The organism is Pseudomonas sp. TE3911, assembly GCF_054062775.1.
This window is the reverse complement of record NZ_JBSSFP010000001.1, coordinates 3,001,952-3,016,477: the sequence shown is the minus strand read 5'-3', so window position 1 is coordinate 3,016,477 and position 14,526 is coordinate 3,001,952. Positions and strand designations below refer to the sequence as shown.

At 60.0% G+C, this 14,526-nt stretch carries 11 protein-coding genes and 1 pseudogene; 8 read left to right on the top strand and 4 right to left on the bottom strand.

Translation table 11 applies throughout. The annotated features are described in order from the left end of the window. Positions 1 to 10 precede the first annotated feature (10 nt). Both ACVWXD_RS13505 and ACVWXD_RS13500 read right to left on the bottom strand, forming a co-directional pair. On the bottom strand, positions 11 to 2,248 hold the full coding sequence (locus ACVWXD_RS13505; RefSeq protein WP_457371117.1) for a molybdopterin cofactor-binding domain-containing protein: 2,238 nt from the start codon (positions 2,246 to 2,248) through the stop codon (positions 11 to 13). Next, positions 2,248 to 2,706, bottom strand: coding sequence for a (2Fe-2S)-binding protein (locus ACVWXD_RS13500; protein ID WP_032885461.1), 459 nt, complete (start codon positions 2,704 to 2,706; stop codon positions 2,248 to 2,250). Before ACVWXD_RS13500 ends, ACVWXD_RS13505 begins: the two co-directional genes overlap by 1 nt. A 199-nt stretch (positions 2,707 to 2,905) precedes the next feature. On the opposite strand from ACVWXD_RS13500, the gene ACVWXD_RS13495 reads away from it, so the two are divergent. Continuing rightward, positions 2,906 to 3,199 (top strand): hypothetical protein, encoded by a 294-nt coding sequence (locus tag ACVWXD_RS13495; RefSeq protein ID WP_260366536.1) that lies wholly within the window; start codon positions 2,906 to 2,908, stop codon positions 3,197 to 3,199. Between the two features lie 528 nt (positions 3,200 to 3,727). Here ACVWXD_RS13495 and ACVWXD_RS13490 read toward each other — a convergent pair. Continuing rightward, positions 3,728 to 4,627 carry a LysR family transcriptional regulator gene (locus ACVWXD_RS13490; protein WP_260366537.1) on the bottom strand — a complete coding sequence of 300 codons (900 nt, stop codon included), beginning with the start codon at positions 4,625 to 4,627 and terminating at the stop codon, positions 3,728 to 3,730. A 106-nt stretch (positions 4,628 to 4,733) separates the two neighbouring features. Here ACVWXD_RS13490 and ACVWXD_RS13485 point away from each other — a divergent pair, with 106 nt between their 5' ends. The 5 genes from ACVWXD_RS13485 (at position 4,734) to ACVWXD_RS13465 (ending at position 11,259) form a co-directional block, all read left to right on the top strand. Then, positions 4,734 to 6,101: an MFS transporter gene (locus tag ACVWXD_RS13485; protein ID WP_260366538.1), complete on the top strand. Its 1,368-nt coding sequence runs from the start codon at positions 4,734 to 4,736 to the stop codon at positions 6,099 to 6,101. Next, complete coding sequence (locus tag ACVWXD_RS13480) at positions 6,098 to 7,372, top strand: glucarate dehydratase family protein (protein ID WP_181644424.1); 1,275 nt, start codon at positions 6,098 to 6,100, stop codon at positions 7,370 to 7,372. Before ACVWXD_RS13485 ends, ACVWXD_RS13480 begins: the two co-directional genes overlap by 4 nt. A 233-nt stretch (positions 7,373 to 7,605) precedes the next feature. Next, positions 7,606 to 9,660, top strand: a complete 2,055-nt coding sequence (locus tag ACVWXD_RS13475) for a TonB-dependent receptor (RefSeq protein WP_457371116.1) — start codon at positions 7,606 to 7,608, stop codon at positions 9,658 to 9,660. 244 nt (positions 9,661 to 9,904) lie between these two features. Then, positions 9,905 to 10,894 carry a hypothetical protein gene (locus tag ACVWXD_RS13470; RefSeq protein ID WP_260366539.1) on the top strand — a complete coding sequence of 330 codons (990 nt, stop codon included), beginning with the start codon at positions 9,905 to 9,907 and terminating at the stop codon, positions 10,892 to 10,894. A gap of 2 nt (positions 10,895 to 10,896) precedes the next feature. Continuing rightward, positions 10,897 to 11,259: a hypothetical protein gene (locus tag ACVWXD_RS13465; RefSeq protein ID WP_260366540.1), complete on the top strand. Its 363-nt coding sequence runs from the start codon at positions 10,897 to 10,899 to the stop codon at positions 11,257 to 11,259. A gap of 23 nt (positions 11,260 to 11,282) precedes the next feature. On the opposite strand, the gene ACVWXD_RS13460 is transcribed toward ACVWXD_RS13465, so the two are convergent. Continuing rightward, positions 11,283 to 12,965, bottom strand: a complete 1,683-nt coding sequence (locus tag ACVWXD_RS13460) for an AMP-binding protein (protein WP_032885456.1) — start codon at positions 12,963 to 12,965, stop codon at positions 11,283 to 11,285. Between the two features lie 266 nt (positions 12,966 to 13,231). Between ACVWXD_RS13460 and ACVWXD_RS13455 the strand changes: the two genes are divergently transcribed. Both ACVWXD_RS13455 and ACVWXD_RS13450 read left to right on the top strand, forming a co-directional pair. Then, positions 13,232 to 14,002 carry an ABC transporter substrate-binding protein gene (locus tag ACVWXD_RS13455; protein WP_457371115.1) on the top strand — a complete coding sequence of 257 codons (771 nt, stop codon included), beginning with the start codon at positions 13,232 to 13,234 and terminating at the stop codon, positions 14,000 to 14,002. A gap of 292 nt (positions 14,003 to 14,294) precedes the next feature. Further along, positions 14,295 to 14,396, top strand: a pseudogene (locus tag ACVWXD_RS13450) (ABC transporter substrate-binding protein); the annotation flags it as partial. Positions 14,397 to 14,526 lie beyond the last annotated feature (130 nt).

Sequence of the window (14,526 nt, the reverse complement as noted above, 5' to 3'; positions counted from 1 at the left end):
TCTCGCTCGGTTAGCTGAAGGTGTGTCGGCTTAATGGCAGGCTGCGAACACGCTGGCCGGTCAATTGCGCCACCGCGTTGACCACGGCCGGCGCCACAGCGGGGAGCGGAGGCTCACCGATGCCACCCATCTTTTCACCACTCTCGATGATCTTTACGTGCACCTGCGCCATGCGTGACGGCGGCAGGATCGGGTAAAGGTCGTAATTGCGCGCCCGTGGCTTGCCGTCCACGTACACCGCTTCCTCCAGCAAAGTCTGCGATAAGCCCAGGGCTACCGCGCCGTTGACCTGCGCTTCGACAATCGCCGGGTTGACGATGCTGCCAGGGTCGATGGCTTCCCAGATGTGGTGCACCTTGACCTGACCGTGTTCAATCGACACCTCGGCGATCACCGCCGCGTGAGAACCAAACGGCGAGGCCATGGCCACGCCACGCGCTCGTCGTGTGCCGTCTTCGGCGGTGTAAGGGCCACGCTTCCAGCCGCCGGACAACTCGGCCACCGCTTTGAGTAAAGTCGTCAACCGAGGGTTGTCCCGCAGCAAATGCAGGCGCAACTCATACGGGTCGCGTTTGCCTTGGTCGGCCAGTTCATCGAGGAACGCTTCGTAGAAGAAGTCATTGAGCGAGTTACCCACCGACCGCCAGTAGCCGAGCATGGCCGGGCCTTTGACATAGATTTGCGCGATGCGTTTGTTGGGGATGGCGTAGCTCTTGCCGGTCAGGCCTTCGAGGGCCGTGGGGTCGAGTTTTTCGCCCTGTTTGCCGGCGATGGCTTCGCTGGGGCCTTCGGTGGCACTGACGGCTTCGATGGCAACGGGCAGGCCGTCGGCATCCAGCGCGGCGCGGAACTTGACCACCGCAACCGGGCGCAGTACATCGCGCAGGAACTCTTCTTCACGGCTCCAGATCAGCTTGACCGGACGGCCCACCGCCTTGGCCAGCGCAATGGCCTGCGGGTAAGGGCTGGCCGAGTCATAGAGGAAATGCCGGCCAAAAAAACCGCCCAGTAGCGGTGAGTGCAGATTGATTTGTGCAGGCGCCAGGCCGGTGCGCTTGGCGATGTCAGCGCGGAACATGTCCGGCGCCTGGTTGGGCAGCCAGATGTCCAGGGAACCGTCGGGGTTGAAACGCGCCAGGGCTGAAGGCGGCTCCAACTGGGCGTGATTGACGTACTGGTTGTGGTAGGTGGCCTCGATCTGAGTCTTGGCGTTTTTCAGTGCGCCGGCCACATCGCCTTCGTTTTCATCGTCGCGGGCCGGGCCTTGCTGGGTGGCGAGGAAATCGCGGAAGCCATCGCTGGAAAAGTCGGCGGGCATCGCACGGACTTTGGCGTCAGCGGCCGCTTCCAACCAGTCGACCTGGATGGCTTCTACCGCGCGCTTGGCATGCCACCAGCGTTCGGCGACGACCGCCACTGCGCCAGGCAGTTGATGCACCGAGTGCACGCCTGGCATGGCTTCGACCTGCGCCTGGTTACGCAGGCTGCCCACGGTCATGCCCAGGCGCGGCGCGTGTTGCACGGCGGCGTGGAGCATGTCGTCGACTTTCAGGTCGATGCTGTACAGCGTCTTGCCAGTGGATTTGTCGTAGGCGTCCACACGCTTGACCGGTTTACCGATCCAGCGGAATTGACTCGGGTCGCGCAGGGTAATGCTCGCGGCATCAGGCACCGGCATGTCCAGGGCGCGGCTGGCCAACTCGCCATAGCCCAGGGAACGACCGGACGCAGCGTGAACCACGCGGCCGGGTTGAGTGGTCAATTGGGCCACTGGCACACCGAGCTGCTCGGCGCCGGCCTGCAGCAGCATGGCGCGGGCGAGGGCGCCCAGGCGACGCATGGTCGGATAGCTCATGCGCACCGACATGCTGCCGCCGGTGATGCGCATGCCGTTGTCCATCACCACATAAGCCTCACCGGGTGGCGCGGCTTCAACGATGAACGTGGCCGGGTCGGCGTCGAGTTCTTCGCCGACAATCTGCGCCATGGCGGTGTGGGTGCCCTGACCGCCTTCCATAAAGGGGCTGAGCAGGCGAACAGTGCCGTCCGGGCGAATCTCCAGAAAGGCCGGCACTTGGGTGCTACGTTCTGTCGTCGCGCCGGTGGCAGCCTGCACCCGGCCCGAGCCGAGCGGCAGGCCGAAACCGATGACCAGCGCCCCCACGGCCGTACTGGCCAGGAAGCGTCGGCGGGACAGGTTAACTGGCTCGTCCAGGGAGAGGCCGGGGATGAGTCCTGGCATATTCATCAGGCAGTCTCCTTCCCGGCGGCCAGGTCGTACATGGCGGTATGGATGGCGTTGTAGGTACCGCAGCGGCACAGGTTGACCATCGCTGCGTCGATCTGCTCTTTGGTGGGAGCGGGGGTGTGCTTGAGCAGCGCGGTGGCTGCCATCACTTGTCCGGACTGGCAGTAACCGCACTGCGCTACCTGGTGCTCGACCCAGGCACTCACGACACGTTTGCCCACGTCATCGGCTTCGATGGCTTCGATGGTGGTGATCTCGCGGCCAACGACCCCGGCTACCGGGGTGACGCACGAACGCACTACATTGCCGTCCACCAGCACCGAGCAGGCGCCGCATTGGGCCAGGCCGCAGCCGTATTTGGTACCGGTCATGCCCAGATTGTCGCGGATTACCCACAGCAATGGCGTGTCGGCTTCGGCCTCGACCTGATAGGCCTTTTGGTTGATACGTAATTCCATGGCTGGCTCACCTGCTGATCATCGGTTGGTGGTGCTGATTTCTTATAGGAGTGGTGCGACGAGAAGTCGCCCATCGTCGAACTCTAGACCACCGCGCAAGGGGTATCTATCTGCTGGCCGCTATATTCAGAGGATCAGGCAAGGATTCAACAGGATTGGGTGACTGACAGCGGTGAAGCCCGGTGGTGGAGTCTGGCCTTTGCGTGGTGATCAGGCTTTCTGTCATGAACAGGTTTCTGTGGTGCACAGTCTTTTTGTGGTCGTTAGGGTTTCTGTGGTGCGCGGTCTTTTTGTGGTTGTGAGGTTTTCTGTGGTGCGCGGTCTTTTTGTGGTTGTGAGGGTTTCTGTGGTGCACGGTCTTTTTGTGTTTGTGAGGGTTTCTGTGATGCACAGTCTTTTTGTGGTTGTGAGGTTTTCTGTGGTGCGCGGTCTTTTTGTGGTGAGCGGGCTTGCCCCGCGCTGGGCTGCGGAGCAGCCCCAAAACTGCCGCTGAGATTTACCGGAAGAAATGCGGTGTTCTTGATGGGGCTGCTTCGCAGCCCAGCGCGGGGCAAGCCCGCTCACCACAGGACACCCGTTCACCACAACAAATCCAATCACCACAGGTCATCCGTTCACCACAACAAATCCACTCACCATAGACAGCCTGTTCACCAGGCATAACAACCCATATTTACCGTGGTTGGCAGGACCTCTGTGATGATCAGGTTTTCTGTGGTGCACCGTCTTTTTGTAGTTGTGAGGTTTTCTGTGGTGCACGGTTTTTTTGTGGTGAGCGGGCTTGCCCCGCGCTGGGCTGCGGAGCAGCCCCAAAACTGCCACCGAGATTTACCGGAAGAAATGCGGTGTTCTTGATGGGGGCCGCTTCGCAGCCCAGCGCGGGGCAAGCCCGCTCACCACAGGACACCCGTTCACCACAACAAATCCACTCGCCACAGGACATCCGTTCACCACAACAAATCCATTCACCACAAAAAATCCGCTCACCCCAACAGCAAGAGCAACCCATATCTATCGCTATTCAGGCCCACCCCTCACGCACTGCATTGCGAATCCCTTCCAGCAACATGGCAAATGCCGGGTTGTCGTTGTTTTCACGCCAGATCAGGTGCAATTCGCTCTGCGCGCCTTCGCCCAGGTCGATGTCGCGGAACACCACGTTCTTGAACACTACGCTGCTGGCGCAACGAGGTACCAGGGCCAGGCCCATGCCGGCGTTAACCAGCGCGAGGATGGTCAGGGACGAGCCGAGCCACTGCACATAATTTGGCGCGACGCGGGCCGAGCGCAGCAGGCCGGTGAGCAGTTCGTTGAAGGGCGGGTAGGCGGCGTGGGCGTACATGAGGAAGGGTTGGGCGTCGAGGTCGTGCACGCTGACCGTCTCGGCGTTGGCCAGGCGATGGCTGCTCGGCACCGCCAGCACGAAGGGCTCGCGCACCAGGCATTCGGTGGCGTAGCCCGGTTCCAGCAGGGGCGCGCGGACGATGCCCAGGTCGATGCGTCGGGCGCGCAGGGCTTCGTATTGTTGGTAGGTGTTCATCTCGGCCAGGTCGATCTTGACGTGAGGCTGCTTGAGACGCGCCTCGGCGATCACCTTGGGCAGAAACTCATACACCGCGCTGCCGACGAAGCTTATGTTGACCGTGCCGATATCGCCTTCTGCAAACCGTCGCGCGGTCACGGCCGCTTGCTGGGCAAGCTCCAGCAGGTTCTGGGCTTCGATGAAAAACGCGCGGCCAGCAGCGGTGAGCGCGACGCTGCGAGTGGTGCGGGTAAACAGCTCTACGCCCAAGTGGTGTTCGAGCAATTGGATCTGCCGGCTCAGCGGCGGCTGGGTCATGTTCAGCCGTTCCGCAGCGCGGCGGAAATTCAGCTCAGTGGCTACGGTGGTGAAGCAGCGCAGTTGCGTCAGCTCGAACATTGATCTAATCCCGGTATCAATCGGATGCCAAGTTAGATTAGACGGGAACAATTCACGGCGTCCATCATTGTTCTGCCCCTAAAAAAACAATGAATGGGAGTTGCCCGTGGAAACCCTCCAGAATCCGCCAGACCCGACCGTGCTTGCCCGCGCGGCCGCCAAGGTCAAGCGTCATGTACTGCCGCTGTTCGTGGTGATGTTCATCGTCAATTACATCGACCGGGTCAATATCGGCTTTGTGCGCAGCCATATGGAGACCGACCTGGGCATTGGCGCAGCGGCCTATGGTTTGGGCGCCGGGTTGTTTTTCATCGGTTACGCGATCTTCGAAGTGCCGTCCAACCTGCTCTTGCAGCGCTACGGCGCGCGGGCCTGGTTGACGCGCATCATGTTCACCTGGGGCGCGGCGGCGATGTCCATGGCCTTTGTTCAGGGCGAAACCAGTTTCTACATCCTGCGCTTTATCCTCGGCGCCGCCGAAGCCGGGTTTTTCCCGGGGATCATCTACTACTTCACTCAATGGCTGCCGGCCGCCGAGCGTGGCAAGGCGATGGCGATCTTCCTCAGTGGCTCGGCGATCGCCTCGGTCATCTCCGGGCCGGTGTCGGGGGCACTGCTCAACGTCAGCGGCCTGAGCCTGCATGGTTGGCAGTGGATGTTCCTGATCGAAGGCTTTGCCTCCATCGTGCTCTGCGGGTTCGTGTGGTTCTGGTTGCAGTCCCATCCCCATCAGGCCACGTGGCTCAGCGACGACGAAAAACACGCGTTGGCCGCTGCCATTGCGCTGGAGCAGCAAGCCCGTGAGGCGAGCCAGAGCGTGCGGCCGTCGATGTTCAAATTGCTTGCCGACAAACAGATCGCACTGTTCTGTTTCATCTACTTCTCCATCGCCCTGACCATCTACGGCGCCACGTTCTGGCTGCCGAGCATGATCAAGAAAATGGGCAACCTGGGAGACTTCCAGGTTGGTCTGTTCAACTCCATTCCCTGGTTGATTTCCATCGTCGCGATGTACGGTTTTGCGTCGTTGGCCAGCAAGTGGAAGCACCAACAGGCGTGGGTGTCACTGATGCTGGTGATCGCCGCATTCGGCATGTTCATGTCCACCACCGGCGGGCCGGTGTTTGCCTTTGTCGCCATCTGTTTTGCCGCAATTGGCTTTAAGGCTGCCTCGGCGTTGTTCTGGCCGATTCCCCAGGGTTACCTGGATGCGCGCATCGCCGCGGCGGTGATCGCCTTGATCAATTCGGTCGGCAACCTGGGCGGCTTTGTTGCGCCCACCACTTTCGGCTTGCTGGAGCAGACCACCGGCTCCATCGAGGGCGGCCTGTATGGCTTGGCGGCCACCTCGCTGGTGGCGGCGGTAGTGGTGTTTTTTGCCCGCACCGCGCCTCGGGGCACTGTGCCGCCTGCGTCCAAATCGTCCACCCATCCTCACGCCTTGCGTTCCGGTCCACAGGGAGCCGCCTCTTGAAAATTGTCCGCGTTACCGTCACCCCGATTGCCTTCCGTGACCCGCCATTACTCAACGCCAGTGGTATTCACGAACCCTTCGCGCTGCGCTCGATCATCGAGATCGAGAGCGACACCGGCTACATCGGCCTGGGCGAGAGCTACGGCGATGCCCCGGCGTTGGCGATCCAGCAGCAGGTACAGTCACAGTTGATCGGGCTCGACCCCTTCAACCTCAACCAATTGCGCGCCATCGTGCAGGCCACCGTCGCCGCCCATAAACCGGCGAGCCTGGCCGGCGCCGAACTGGCACCGGGCTCCCACGCCAGCAAGGCGGTGAGCAATGCCTATTCGGCGTTCGAAGTGGCGTTTCTTGATTTGCAGGCGCGCTCACTGAACGTGCCGTTGGTGGACCTGCTCGGCGGCGCGATCCGTGACCAGATCCCGTTCAGCGCGTACCTGTTTTTCAAATACGCCAAGCACATTGATTCACCGTATAAACCCGACAGCTGGGGCGAAGCGCTGAACGAGGAACAGATCGTCGCCCAGGCCCGGCGCATGATCGACACCTACGGCTTCAAAAGCATCAAGCTCAAGGCCGGTGCGCTGCAACCCGAGCACGAGGTGTCATGCATCAAGGCCCTGAAAAGGGCCTTCCCCGGCGTGCCGCTGCGCATTGACCCGAACGGCAACTGGTCCCTGGAAACTTCGCTCCGCATGGCCGAGTTGCTCGGCGATGACTTGCAATATTACGAAGACCCGACCCCCGGCCTGGACGGCATGGCCGAGCTGCACAAACGCACCGACTTGCCCCTGGCGACCAATATGGTGGTCACCGACTTTGACGAGTTTCGCCGCAGCGTGGCGCTTAACAGTGTGCAGATCGTACTTGCCGACCACCACTACTGGGGCGGCCTGCGCGACACCCAGGCGCTGGCGAAGATGTGCCAGACCTTCGGCCTGGGCGTGTCGATGCACTCCAATTCGCACTTGGGCATCAGCCTGATGGCCATGGCCCACGTGGCCGCGTCGGTGCCCAACCTCGACTACGCCTGCGACACCCATTACCCGTGGCAAGAGCCGGATGAAGAGGTGATCAAGGGCGGCAAGCTGCCGATTGTCGACGGCTGCGTAAAAATCACCCGCGCACCGGGGCTGGGCCTGGAACTGGACCATGACCAATTGGGCAAGCTGCATGATCAATACCTTACCTGTGGCATCCGCCAGCGCGACGACGTGAAACAGATGCAGCGCTATCAACCGGAGTGGAAAACCGTCAAACCGCGTTATTGAAGCTGGTCGCTTCGTTTTGCCCGGTGGTGCGCCACCGGGCCTTTTTTTTCGCGGGACGCCGTGCCGCGCTATGTATTCAAGCTGATACGTGAATGCGTGGTTATCTCAAATGAGATTTCTTATCAATTAAATTCACTTTGGTTTTTTTATCCCTTAGACTCAGCCCCGCTGGCGTTTGGCTGCCTTCAGCCCGCCATAAAAAACAATAACGAAGGGTGCTAGGGGAGCTGGGCGTGAATTTCAAAAAGAACACAATTGCGTTGGCGGTCGGGTCGGTTTGCCTGGCTTCAGGGGCTTGGGCTGCCGAACCCAACACGATGGAAATCGCGCCGATTACGGTGAGTGGCGAGAAAATCAACCGCTCCCTTGAGCAGACCCAATCCAGCGTTGTGGTCGTGACCGAACAACAACTGCGGGACAAGGCCGATCACAGCCTGGTCGATGTGTTCGCGCGCACGCCGGGTGTGTACAGCCAGGCTGGTAACGAAAACTGGGGCATTCGCGGTGTACCGGTGTCCGGATTCGACGACCAGGGCCCCGCGACCCTCAATGGCGCCGTTTCGGTGTATGTCGATGGTGCCGTGCAACCCAACCGCACCCTGACGCTGAGCCCTACCGGCTTGTGGGACGTGGAACAGGTAGAAGTCTTCCTCGGCCCGCAATCCACCACCCAGGGACGTAACTCCCTGGCCGGCGCCGTAGTAATCCAGACCCGCAACCCGACGTTCCAACCGACTTTTTCGGCGCAAACCAACGTGGGCAACTACGGAGAAAAAGGCGCAGCGGTGGCCGGTGGCGGCAGCATTGTCGATGACAAGATCGCAGGTCGCATCGCCCTGGATTATCAAGATGGCGATGGTTACATCGACAACATCGCCCTCGGCAAGGATGCCAACCCGCACCGCACGAGCAACGCGCGCGGCAAGCTGTTGATCCTGCCCAACGACGATCTCGACGTCTTGCTGACCTACGCCCATAACGAGCACCGCCAGGGTGACAACTCGATCATCCGCACCCCGGACAAGGTGCGCTATTACAAGGTGTCCTCCGATACCCAAGCGTTCGACAACCTCAACCAGGACACCGTCAGCGCCAAGGTCGACTACCGCCTCGATGACCAATGGTCGCTGACCAGCCTGACCACCAACACCCGGTCCGACTACACCAACCGCCTGGACTTCGACCAGACTGCCGACGCCAATGAAGTCATCCGACGCAAGCAGGATGGCAACCTGTTCGGCCAGGAGCTGCGCCTCAACTACAGCTCGGACACGGTGAAAAGTTTCGTCGGCGCCTATTACGGCCATAACTCCAACAATTTCCACGACCGACTGCTGTTCGATGACGTATTGGCGGTCACGGTGAAAGGCGACACAGTCATCGAAAACAAGGCGCTGTTTGGTGAGGTCGACTGGACCTTCGCACCGCGCTGGACTCTGGTCACCGGCCTGCGCTACGACCACGAAACCAACGACACCGACATCAAGCAGGACGACCTGTCCGACGCGGCGAAGGTCAAAAAGTCGTTCGCGGCCGTGCTGCCAAAACTGGGCATCAACTACGAAATCGCCACCGGCCAGTACCTGGGCTTCATGGTGCAGAAAGGTTATCGCGGCGGTGGCGTGAACGTGCGCTCCGGCAGCGGTCACGAGGCATATGACCCGGAATACACCACCAACTATGAGCTGTCGTACCGCGGTTCATTTCTCGAAGACACCCTGCGTGCACGCGCCAACCTGTATTACACCGACTGGAAAGACCAGCAGGTCAGCGTGCGGCAAGCCAACAGCAATGTCATCAACGTGTACAACGCCGGTCGCAGCGATATCAAGGGCCTGGAAGTGTTCATCGAGAAAGACCTGAGCGAGCAACTGACCCTGACCCTTGGTGGCGCGATCACCGATGGCAAGTACAAGGACTTCATCGTCGGCAACGGCCAGGACCGCAGCGGCGAAGCGTTCTACTACTCGCCCAAGTACAAGGCTTCAGTGGGCGGCATCTATCGCTTCAACGAGCGCCTGACCTTCAACACCGACGTGACGTACCAGAGCAGCGCGCCTTCGGCGTACGAGTTCGATTCAGCGGGCAAGGTCAACGGCGAGCGCAGGAGCGACAACTACGTGTTGGCCAACTTCAGCAGCGAATTCAAAGTCACCAAGAACGTGGCTGTCTCGGGCTTCGTGAAAAACGCCTTCGACAAGCGCTACGTCACCAACAACCGCGATGACGAAATCATCGACGCCGGCGCGCCGCGCACCTTTGGCATGGCGCTGCGTTACGACCTGTAAGCTGCACCCCCATAAGTGCTTTCGCACGACCGGTTTTGCGCGGTCGCAAAGCAGCTTGGCGGCACTGCCCGAATGGATGGGGCCGTTGTCTGCTGAGCTCGAAGTGCGGCATCTCCGTAAGCGATTCTTTCCTGTGATGTAGGCAACTTCCCAAATGTAATTCAGACCCACGGGGCTTGTGTCCGGGGCCTATTCGTTTGCTTATATTTCCACGCCATCTTCATTGCATCCAGGGATGTAGGGCATGGCGCAGGGCTATATCAACGACCGCACGACGGACTACAACACCTTGAAATCCCGCTTGATGGGCGGCGGCCTCAGCCGGGAACGTTCGGACCACTTCGATGTGTTGAACCATCATCTGCGTCCTGGGCTGGTGACGCCTGGGCAGTTGGTCGTTATTCCCGATGCTTACAGCGTCACCTGTTCGATGGAGGAAGCCTGGTTAGTGCGTCAGGCTGAGACGATTCGCCGAGAGCTGGAGAGTGCTGCCGGAACGCAGGTGGTCAATAACTATGACTTATTGCAGAGCCTTTTGGGCTATAGCTCGTTGGGCGTAGGCAGCGCAACATCGGCATGGGCGCGGCATCTGGACGAGGTGGTGCATACCTTGGAAGAGATCGAGCGCTTGCATCAGCGGTTGAGGGATGGTGGCCTGGACCGTGAAGCTTTTTTTCGCCAGCGCAAGGTGCTGTTTGGGCTGCTGGAAACGCAGTTGCAGGGCGCTGCGCGATTTGGCACGGGGTTGCGGGGCAATAAGGCGTTGAAGAAGGTGCTGGGGATTTCAACCAAGAGCTATTTGCACAAGGGCGAGATCGCCGGGTACGGGCAGCGGATGCGGGCGATAGCGCAGACGTCGAAGTGGTTGGGGAAGGGAACGTATCTGGGGTTGGCGCTGGATGTGGGTGTGGCGGGCTTGGAGATTAAGGAGGCGTGTGTGGAAGGGCGGGAGACGCAGTGTCGGCGGGCGAAGTATGTGGAGTCGGGGAGGCTGACGGGCGGCGTGGCGGGCGCTTCTTGGGGAGGGAAGTTCGGTTCACAATTAGCCCGTCGCGCCTGTACGGTCTTTTTGGGCATTGCCGCTAAAGGAAACGGTGCGCTGTCTTGTGCTGTTATTGGCGGTGCTGCTGGAGGATATACGGTAGGCAATGCAGCTGGCGACGTGGGAGGGGTCCTTGGCGGGAAAATCCTGGAGATCGATGGTCATTTGATCTTTGAACCAGAAGGCGCTTAATCATGGATTTATTTCTCATATTTACGATCTTTGTATTTGCAGCGACGCTGATTGGTTCTGGGCTCTCTTTCTACATCGAATATACAAAGCTCGAAGCGTTGGAACGCTACTTCAGCGAGAACAAACTGGTCTGCGATAACAAACGGTTTTGGGGCAGAAATACGCATATCGACAGGTTTCATCGCATGCTCTTGATCAATCAGTTATTGGCAATGCCCAAAACCCATATCAAGCGAGGGGATGTGACCGAAGCCGAACTGGCCGCCATCCCCTTATCCCTCAAACGTTGGGCGTTGTGGCCGACTAATTTCGGCTTCATATGGGTTGTCAGCTTAATTATCTGGAGCGTCTGGTACCGCTGGTAGCCTGCGCAATAGCGGATTTCGGCTCAGGAAAAATCCTCCTCGAAATGCTCGTGCTCACCCCGCGCATCCCCTTGGCGACGCACAACCTCCATCTGCCGCAGCTCTACCCGCCGGATCTTGCCGGAAATGGTTTTGGGCAGTTCGCTGACAAATTCGATGCGCCGCACCCGTTTGTACGGGGCGAGGTGTTCGCGGGCGAAGGCGAGGATGTGGCGGGCCAGCTCGGCGCTGCCGGGGGCGTCGTGGGCCAGGATCAGGAAGGCTTTGGGCACCGCCAGGCGCAGTGGGTCTGGGCTGGGCACTACGGCCACTTCCATCACCGCCGGGTGTTCGATCAGCGCACTTTCCAGTTCGAACGGGCTGATGCGGTAGTCGGAGGCCTTGAACACGTCATCGGCGCGACCGACGAAGGTGATGTAGCCGTCGCTGTCGATCTGCGCGGTATCGCCGGTGCGGTAGTAACCGTCGCGCATCACTTCGGCGGTTTTTTCCGGGCTGTCCTCGTAGCACACCATTAAACCGAGAGGGCGTACATCCAGCGGCAGCGCGACTTCCCCTTCGTTGCCCGGTAGGCCGTCGGCGTCCAACAGCACGACACGATAGCCCGGCAGTGGACGGCCCATGGACCCTGGCTTGAGCACCTGGCCGGGGGTGTTGCCGACCAGGGCGGTGGTCTCCGATTGGCCGAAACCATCGCGCAGCGGCAAGCCCCAGGCCTGCTGGATTTGCTCGATAATTTCCGGGTTCAGGGGTTCGCCCGCACCCACCAATTCACGCAGATTCAGGCGCGCCTTGTGACTGGCCAGGTCTTCCTGGATCAGCATGCGCCACACGGTCGGCGGGGCGCACAGGCTGGTCACACGATATTGTTCCAGCGCTGTCAGCAAGGCCGGCGCGCTGAACCGCGCGACGTTATGGATGAAGATGCACGCGCCGGCATTCCACGGCGCGAACAGGCAGCTCCACGCGTGCTTGGCCCAGCCTGGAGACGAGATATTCAGGTGCAGGTCGCCGGGCTGCAGGCCGATCCAGTACATCGTCGACAGGTGGCCCACCGGGTAGCTTTGGTGGCTGTGCAGTACCATCTTGGGTTTGGAGGTGGTGCCGGAAGTGAAGTACAGCAGCATGGGGTCGGTGGCCAGGGTGCGGCCTTCGGCTTCGAACTGCTCGGGGTATTCAAATGCGGCGTTGTGCGCGACCCAGCCGCTGGGCGCAGCTCCCACGCAGATGCGGCTACAGCCATCGCCCAGGCCGTCGAACTTGCCGACATGCGCCTCGCCGACCACCAGATGGCGAACCTGGCCACGCTCGATACGGTCGCGCAGATCATCCGGGTTGAGCAGGGCGGTGGCCGGGATCACCACCGCGCCGAGTTTGAAGGCGGCGAGCATGGTGTCCCACAACGCCACGTCGTTGCCGAGCATCAACAGCACTCGGTCGCCGCGTCGCACGCCGAGGGCACGCAGATGGTTGGCCACCTGATTTGAGCGCGTCGCCAGTTGCTGGAAGCTGTAGCGCTGCTCGCTGCCGTCTTCTTCTACGATCCACAGCGCGTTGGCCGCATTGCCCTCGGCCATGGCATCGAAGTAGTCCAGGGCCCAGTTGAACGCATCCAGCTGCGGCCAGCGGAAGTCGCGAACGGCGGTGGCGTAATCGGTGCGATGGGCGAGCAGAAAATCCCGCGCGGCCAGGAAGGGATGCGTCATGGTCGGTGTCCTTGATTATTGTTGTAGGGACATTTCTGTGCTGCGTTGACCCACGGTTCAACCGAGAGGCTGAACCGAGTATAGGCACGCATAAATCCAGAGATGAACGCTCAAAAACACCGGTGTGTTGTGCAAAAAAGTCATGGGTGCAGGGGCTGGATTGACGATCAATACATAAAAGTCCAGTATGGAATTATAAGTACAAAAGCTATTGCTGGATTTTTTCTTCTCTCTTGCCAAACCAACAACAACTTGCGAGATCCCCCATGAAGAAATGCTTGCTTATCACCGCCCTGGTCTTGATCGCTTCCAGCCAAGTATGGGCCGCCGAGAAAACCCTGCGTATCGGCATCGAGGCGGCCTACCCGCCGTTTGCCTCCAAGACCCAGGAAGGCACCATCGTCGGCTTCGACTACGACATCGGCAACGCGCTGTGCGCGCAGATGAAGGTCAAGTGCGTGTGGGTTGAAGGTGAGTTCGATGGTCTGATTCCTTCCCTCAAGGTGAAGAAAATCGACATGGCCCTGTCGTCCATGACCATCAACGAAGACCGCAAGAAGTCAGTAGATTTCACCCACAAGTACTACTTCACCTCATCGCGTCTTGTGATGAAAGACGGCGCGGTGGTAGATGACCAGTACGCCAGCCTGAAGGGCAAGACCGTCGGTGTGCAGCGTGCGACCACCACCGACCGTTACGCCACCGAGGTATTTGAGCCCAAGGGCATTAACGTCAAGCGCTACAGCAATAACGAAGAGATCTACATGGACCTGGCGGCAGGGCGGCTGGATGCGATTTTTGCCGACACCATCCCCTTGAATGACTTCCTGCAAATGCCACGGGGCAAGGGCTACGCTTTTGTCGGGCCGGAGCTCAAGGACCCGAAATACGTCGGCGAAGGCGCGGGGATTGCGGTGCGCAAGGGCAACGAGGCGCTGGTCAGCGAATTGAACACGGCCATCGACGGCATTCGTGCCAGTGGTGAGTACCAGAAGATTTCGCAGCAGTACTTCAAGGCTGACATTTACGGTGATTGATGCAGCGGGGCTACTGCTGTTGCGGTGAGTAGCCTTGCTTTTTTGATGAGCAGTCCTGCAGTTGTAATGAGCGGGCTTGCTTTTGTGGTGAGCAGTTCTGCTGTTGTGGTGAGCGGGCTTGCCCCGCGCTGGGTGGCGAAGCCGCCCCATTACTGACAGTGCATACCTTCAGTTGGAACTGAGGCGTCTGAATTTGGGGCGGCTCCGCCACCCAGCGCGGGGCAAGCCCGCTCACTACAAAATCCTGCTCAGCACATAAGGCCTGCTCAAGACAAAGAGCCTGCGCACCACGCTGGTCAGCGAATTGAACACGGCCATCGACGGCATTCGTGCCAGTGGTGAGTACCAGAAGATTTCGCAGCAGTACTTCAAGGCTGACATTTACGGTGATTGATGCAGCGGGGCTGCTGCTGTTGCGGTGAGTAGCCTTGCTTTTTTGATGAGCAGTCCTGCAGTTGTAATGAGCGGGCTTGCTTTTGTGGTGAGCAGTCCTGCTGTTGTAATGAGAGGGCTTGCTTTTGTGG